We start from the raw sequence: 6,857 nt of genomic DNA, 5'->3' as shown, positions 1-6,857 counted from the left end.
CCTCGACCCCATGCTGGAGTCGGGCATGCTGCCGAACCTGCAGGCGATGATCGACCGCGGCGCCCGAGGCGTTCTCCGGTCGACGACGCCGAACCATTCCTGGGCGGCATGGCCGTCCTTCCTCACGGGGGTGGAACCGTCCAACCACGGCGTGTACGACATCTTCGAGAAGGAGACGGGGGTCCGGAAGAACCTCCCGGTGACCTACCGGTCGATCAAGGAGAAGACCATGCTGGCCGACCTCACGGCGGCCGGCTGCACCACCGTGATGACGAACCTGCCGCTCACGTTCCCGCCGCCGAAGATCGACGGCAAGCTCGTGGCCGGCGGGGTCCTCCCGAAGTGGCGCCCGTTCACCCACCCCGAGCCGTTGGCGGGTGAGCTCGAGCAGGCCGGGGTCCCCTTCCCGATCAACGGGATGTCCTGGACGACGTTCCGGAACCGTCCTGAGCCCTTCCTGGAGGAGGCCCGTGAGCTGACCGAGGCCAGGACCAGGGCGAACCTCCACCTCATGGACACCACCGACTGGCGGTTCGCCGCGCTGATCTATGTGGCCACGGACCGCGTCCAGCACTGTCTCGACAAGTTCGTGGCCCCGGACCACCCCGATTTCGCCACGCTTTCTCGGGAGCCGATCGCGGAGAAGATCCGGGACGTGTACCGGCTCCTCGACGACGCCCTCGGCCGGATCCTCGAGCGCGCACGGGACGACGACCTCGTGCTGTTCGTCTCGGACCACGGGTTCCAGTCGTGCACCCGCGCGCTGCACATGGACCGGCTCCTGGAGCATCTGGGGTTCCTCCGGTTCGCCGCGTCGAAGGCCGTGTTCGGCCCCATGCAGTGGGGGCCCATGCGGGCCGCGGCCCGGAAGGTCTACGACATGCTCGGCCTGCACGGTCGTATCTCGCTCCCTCAATCGGTGAACTGGCAGAAGACCGTGGCGTTTACCTCGGTGCGCTCAACGGGTGAGGGGGTCTCGATCAACGTCGCCGGCCGGGAGCCCGACGGCGTTGTCGATCCCGGCGACTTCGAGGCCACCCGGACCCGGGTGATGGAGGCGCTCGACGCCTTCGTCGACCCCGCGACCGGGAAGAAGCCCATCCGGCGGGTCCTCAGGCGCGAGGACGTGTTCACGGGCCGACACGCTGAGACCGCCCCCGACATCCTTCTCGAGCCTGCCCCGCTGTACAGCCTCACTCACGCGAAGTCGATGGTCGAGGACGCGGACTGGCTCTCCGGCGACCATCGGATGGAAGGCGTGATCGCCGCCACGGGGCCGCGGGTACGCGCGGAGGCCTTCGCCGAGCCCGCGCTCCTGGTCGACATGGCGCCCACCATCCTGGCCGCGCTCGGCGTGGCGGCCTCGGTGAAGCCCGACGGCCAGGTGCTCTCCTCGGTGGTGGGCGACGAGGCCACCGTGGCGGCCGCGGGTGTGCGCGAACCGGACGGCGGGGCGGACGATACCACCGGCCTGGCCGAGGACGAGGCGCTGGAGGTCGAGGAGCACCTCCGCGGCCTTGGCTACCTCGAGTAGCGAGCCGGGGCGCCGGAGCGGCCGGCTCCGGGCCGCCGTCGAGCAGATCCTTCCGGTCGACCGGTTCGGGGACGAACGCACCATCCTGGCCGGGACGGGCCAGTCCGCGGTCGGCCTGGTGGTGGCGATCCTGGCCACCTTCGCCACCCAGGTCCTGATCACGCGGGTCCAGGGGGCCGCGGCCTTCGGCATCGTCACGCTGGCCACCCAGGGCGCGCTGGTGCTCGGGTACTTCTCGCGGGTCGGCATGGATATGGCCGCGGTCCGGCGGGTGGCCATCGACGTGGGTCGAGGCCATCGAGCCCGGGTGCGGGCCATCGTATCGCGCGCGGCGGTCATCTCCACGGTGGCCAGCGTGGCGGTGGCCTCTCTGGTGTTCGCCTTCGCCGGGCCGCTGGCACGGGCGTTCTCATCGGATCAGGTCGCCGGGGCCACCTCGGCGTTCCGGGCCGCCGCCCTGGCCATCCCGTTCGTGGCCCTGGTCCAGGTGTACCTGGGGGCCACCCGAGGCCTGAAGGTGATGCGGCACACGCTCTACGTATTTTGGATGGGGCAGCCGCTCGGGTGGATGGCTCTGATCCTGGTCGGGTGGCTGGCCGCGCGCTCGGTCGGGGTGACGACGCTGGCCTACGCGGGATCGTGGGTCCTGGCCACGATCGCAGCGGCCTGGTTGTGGCGCCGCGAGACCTCGGGGTTCGGCCGGGAACCGCCCGAGGCCGGCGAGGTCCGGGACCTGCTCAGGTACGGGACCCCCCGGGCTCCGGCGGCGCTGTTCTCCCAGCTGCTGTTCTGGACGGACCTCTTCGTGCTGGCTCGGTACGCGTCGTCGGAGGAGACGGGCGTGTACGCGGCGGCTGCCCGGGCCGCCCAGGTCATCCTCCTGTTCATCATCTCGGTCTCGCTGATGTTCAGCCCGTTCGTCGCCGACCTGCACGCCAGGGGGGAGCGGGAGAAGCTCGACCGGCTGTTCAAGCAGCTCACCAGGTGGACGATGGCAGCCACCCTGCCGATCTTCATCGTGCTGGCGGTGACCCCGGAGTCCGCCCTGCGCCTGTTCGGTTCCGAATTCGGGGCCGGGCGCACCGCCCTGCTCATCCTGCTGCTGGGCCAGCTGGTCAACGTGGCCACCGGCACCGTCGGCTTCATCCTGATCATGGTGGGGCGTACCGGCTGGGATCTGGTCGTGTACGCGGCCTCCGTGGCCTTCGACATCGGTGCGGCCATCCTCCTGATCGGCGGCCTCGGCCTCGGGATGGTGGGGGCCGCGGTGGCCGGTGCGCTGACGATGGCGCTGTCGAAGCTGGCTCGGCTGTGGCTCGTGCACCGTTTCGTGAGGATCCAGCCCTTCGACCGGGATTACGCGCGACTGCTGCTTCCCACGCTGGCCGGGCTCGGTCTGGGGATCGTCGCCCACCTGGCCCTGGCCGGCGCGCCCTGGCCGGTCGATCTCCTCGTCACCGCGGCAGCGGCCTCGGTCGGGTACCTGCCGGTCCTCCTGTGGGTGGGCCTGCCGCCGGCCGAGCGCGGCGCCATGGTGCGGCTGGCCCGGGCCGCCGTCGGACGCTCGGAAGGGATCCCCCCTGGCGGTGACGAATCCACGGAGGTACCGTGACGGTGGAGATGTCCGACCCTCAGGTGATGCCCGTGAGCTGCACCGAGTGCGGCGCCCCTCTGGCATCCGGGGTGCTCCCCGACGGCGTGGTCACGGTCGGTGAGGTGGCCGTTCCATTCCGGCGCGAGACCGATTTCCTGCTGTGCCAGCGGTGCCTGGCGACGTACCGGGTCGAGGACGTCCGCGACGGCCTCCCCCGCCCCGTCTGAGCCTTCAGCCCAAGAGCTCGAGGGTCTGCCCGACCGCTTCCTCAGGTGAGTCTGAGTGGACGATGCTCTCGGCTCGGTCGCCGAGCGCCCAGGTGGCGAGGCCCACGACCGGTCTCCCCATCTTCCGCGCCAGGGCGATCTCCGACAGCGTCCCCCACTCCCCGCCGATGGCGATGACCGCGTCCGCCACTCGGGCGATCAACGCGTTCCTGGCCTCGCCCATCCCGGTCGGGATGGCCACGGTGAGATGCTCGCTGGCGCCGAGGCGATCTTCGCCGGGAAGGATGCCGATCACGGTCCCTCCCGCGGCGGCGGCCCCTCGCGCCGCGGCGTCCATCACCCCCCCGAGGCCCCCGCACACGACGACGGCGCCGGCCTCCCCCAGCCTCCGGCCGACCTCCTCGGCCCACTCCTCTTCTTCTCCGGTGGCCGTGCCCGGCCCGCACACCGCCACGTACGGCCCGTTCACCTGAGCATCTCCTCGAGGAGCGCGGCGGCCCCGTTCTTGTCGAGGGGTTCGTTGCCGTTGCCGCACTTCGGTGACTGCACGCAGGAGGGGCACCCGGACTGGCAGGGGCAGACCCGGATCGCCTCGAGCGTCGCGCCGAGCCACCGCTCCGCCGCACCGAACCCCCGCTCGGTGATGCCGGCCCCGCCCGGGTACCCGTCGTAGATGAAGATCGCGCACGAGCCGGTGTCGGGATGGAGCGCGGTGGACACGCCGCCGATGTCCCACCGGTCGCATGTGGCCACCAGGGGAAGGAGGCCGATGGCCGCGTGCTCCGCCGCGTGCGCCGCCCCGGGGAGGTCGGCCGGGGCGACGCGGGCACGAGCGATCACCTGGTCCGGGACCGCCCACCACACCGCCCTGGTCTCCAGGGACTGGGGAGGCAGCTGCAGAGGCACCGTCTCGAGGGTCTCCCCGGTCATGTGGAGCTTCCGAACGAAGCCGACGACCTGATCGGTCACCCGGACGTCGCCGAAGAGCATCGGCGTCTCGCCGACCTTCGACTCGGTCAGCGCGCGGAGGACCTCGATGTCGGTGATATCCCTGGACTGGGTGTACCAGTCGGCGTCGGATGGCCGCACCAGTGCCACGCTCCGGGCCAGGTCGAGCTCCACCACCTCGAACTGTTCGCCCTGGTGGAGGTAGATGGCGCCGGGGTGGATCTGGAGGAAGGCTCGTGACTCGTCGACCGTGCCGAGGAGCGTGCCGGTGTCGGCCTCGACGATGAGGAACAGCCGCCCCGACGCGGAGCGGATGTCGACATCGGCGTGGGGGGCATCGCCGGCCGGGGCGTGGAGCCGCCCGCGGCGGTCCACGAGCGCCCCGTCGGCCAGGAGCGTCGAAGCGACCTCCGCGCCGGCGTCGCCGAAGAACGCGATCTCCTCGTCGACCAGCGGCTGCTCCCGGGCCGCGCACCGGAGGTGCGGCCCGACCACGTAGGGGTTGGTCGGGTCGATCACGGCAGCCTCGGGCGGCTTCCGGAACAGGTCCTCGGGGTGCGACACCAGGTACTGGTCGAGGGGGTCGTCCTGCGCCACCAGCACCGCCAGGGACGACTCGCTCCGCCGTCCGGCCCGACCGGCCTGTTGCCACATCGAGGCCCGTGTTCCGGGATAGCCCGTCAGGATGGCCGCGTCGAGCGACCCGACGTCGATCCCCAGCTCCAGGGCCGAGGTCGAGGCCACGGCGAGCAGGTCGCCTTCAGCCAGCGCTCGCTCCAGGGCCCGGCGCTCCTCGGGGAGGTAGCCGGCCCGGTACGCCTTGACCCGCCCCGCGAGCGCGGGATCGAGGCTCCGGCGGGTTGCGTCGGCCAGGATCTCCGCCGCCCGTCGCGACCGGGCGAACGCGATGGCCCGCACGTCGTCCTCGACGAGCCGCGACAGCAGCAGGGCACCCTCGGTGATCGCGCTTCCCCGCGCGCCCGTCTCATCATCGAGCAGCGGGGGGTTCCACAGGCAGAAGAGCTTCTCGCCCCGAGGCGACCGGTCCTCGTCGACGGCCTCGAACGGGACCCCGGCGAGCCGCTCGGCCAGCTCCGCGGGGTTGCCCACCGTGGCCGAGGCCATCACGAACCGCGGGTCCCCACCGTAGTGCGCCACGATCCGGCGGAGGCGGCGGAGGACCATGGACACGTGCGACCCGAACACCCCCCGGCACACGTGAGCCTCATCCACCACGACCAGCGACAGGCGGAGGAAGAAGTCGGCCCATCGGGCATGGCCCGGGAGGATCCCGGCGTGGACCATGTCGGGGTTCGACAGGATCAGGTTGGCGGTCCGGCGGATCAGGGGCCGCTCCGACGAGGGGGTGTCGCCGTCGTACACGGCCGCCCGGATCTGGGGCAGGCGGAGATCCCGGATCTGGCGAAGCTGGTCTCTAGCCAGGGCCTTCGTGGGGAACAGGAACAACGCGGTGCTGCGGGGGTCCGCGAGGGCGGCTCGGGCGAAGGCCAGGTCGTACACGAGGGTCTTCCCACTCGCGGTCCCGGTGGCCACGATCACGTTGCGCCCCTCCTCGAGGAGCTCGAGGCCGCGACGCTGGTGCGGGTAGAGGCCGTCGATCCCGAGGAGCCGGAGCCGGTCGGGGATCGGGTCGGGCAGGCCGGCGAACGGCGAGGCTTCGGGATCGCGGGCCGGGAGCGTCTCGACATGGACGAGCCGGTCACCGGTGAGCTCGTCCTCGGCCAGCCCGTGGAGGAACCCCTTGGCGTCCACCGGGCCATGGTGCCACGGACCGCCCGAGCGAAGCCGGGGGTCCGGTATGCTTCGTCCCCGTGCGGCGCGAGTCGCTCCTCCGACCCTCGCTGATACTGGCCCTGGCCTCTCCGCTCCCCGGCCTAGCGGTCCGGTTCGACCTGCTGCATGTCCCGGTGGTCCTGGAGACGACGCTGTTCGGGGTGGCCATCTTCGGTGCCGCGTTCATCCTGTCGTGGGCCGCCGAGGTCGCCCAGCTCGACATCTCCCAGACGCTGGCCATCGCGGTGCTGGCGCTGATCGCCGTCCTTCCCGAGTACGCCGTCGACCTGTTCCTGGCGTACCGGGCGGGACAGGGCGACGAGGAAGCCCGGCACCTGGCCGTGGCGAACATGACTGGGGCCAACCGGCTCTTGATCGGGCTCGGCTGGTCGGCGGTGGTGCTGATCTATGCGTGGAAGACGGGGCGGCCGCGTGTCGACCTCCGGGCCGAACAGCGGACCGATGTGGGGTTCCTGCTCGTAGCCACGCTGTGGGCGTTCACGATCCCCCTGCGGGGACAGCTGTCCATCCTCGACCTGGGCGTGCTGGGCACACTGTTCGTCTTCTACATCATCCGCGCCGCCAAGGAAGAGGTGGAGGAGCCGGAGCTGATCGGAGCTGCGGCCGCGCTGGGGGCCCTGCCCAGGGTGCCCCGGCGGATCACCACGCTCCTCCTGTTCCTGTTCTCGGCGACCATGATCCTGCTCGTGGCCGAGCCGTTCGCCGAGGGGCTGCAGGAGATCGGAGAGGAGTTCGGCAT

At 71.4% G+C, this 6,857-nt stretch carries 6 protein-coding genes; 4 read left to right on the top strand and 2 right to left on the bottom strand.

The window, feature by feature from the left end:
- The 3 genes from VF468_23855 to VF468_23845 form a co-directional block, all read left to right on the top strand.
- Positions 1-1,534 (top strand): alkaline phosphatase family protein (locus VF468_23855; protein HEX5881324.1); only part of this gene is annotated, 1,534 nt, incomplete at its 5' end.
- Positions 1,518-3,146: an MATE family efflux transporter gene (locus tag VF468_23850; protein HEX5881323.1), complete on the top strand. Its 1,629-nt coding sequence runs from the start codon at positions 1,518-1,520 to the stop codon at positions 3,144-3,146. The genes VF468_23855 and VF468_23850, both read left to right, overlap by 17 nt.
- A gap of 32 nt (positions 3,147-3,178) precedes the next feature.
- The gene (locus tag VF468_23845; protein HEX5881322.1) at positions 3,179-3,355 is read left to right on the top strand and encodes a hypothetical protein; all 177 of its coding nucleotides are present in this window, start codon (positions 3,179-3,181) and stop codon (positions 3,353-3,355) included.
- Between the two features lie 4 nt (positions 3,356-3,359).
- On the opposite strand, the gene VF468_23840 is transcribed toward VF468_23845, so the two are convergent.
- Both VF468_23840 and VF468_23835 read right to left on the bottom strand, forming a co-directional pair.
- Complete coding sequence (locus VF468_23840) at positions 3,360-3,824, bottom strand: TIGR00725 family protein (protein HEX5881321.1); 465 nt, start codon at positions 3,822-3,824, stop codon at positions 3,360-3,362.
- Positions 3,821-6,076 carry a DEAD/DEAH box helicase gene (locus VF468_23835; protein ID HEX5881320.1) on the bottom strand — a complete coding sequence of 752 codons (2,256 nt, stop codon included), beginning with the start codon at positions 6,074-6,076 and terminating at the stop codon, positions 3,821-3,823. Before VF468_23835 ends, VF468_23840 begins: the two co-directional genes overlap by 4 nt.
- Positions 6,077-6,135: 59 nt before the next feature.
- On the opposite strand from VF468_23835, the gene VF468_23830 reads away from it, so the two are divergent.
- On the top strand, positions 6,136-6,857 hold a 722-nt coding region (locus tag VF468_23830), incomplete at its 3' end, for a sodium:calcium antiporter (GenBank protein HEX5881319.1).

The organism is Actinomycetota bacterium, from assembly GCA_036280995.1.
In the GTDB taxonomy this organism is placed as follows: Bacteria; Actinomycetota; CALGFH01; order CALGFH01; family CALGFH01; genus CALGFH01.
This window is presented reverse-complemented; position numbering and strand designations above follow the sequence as displayed.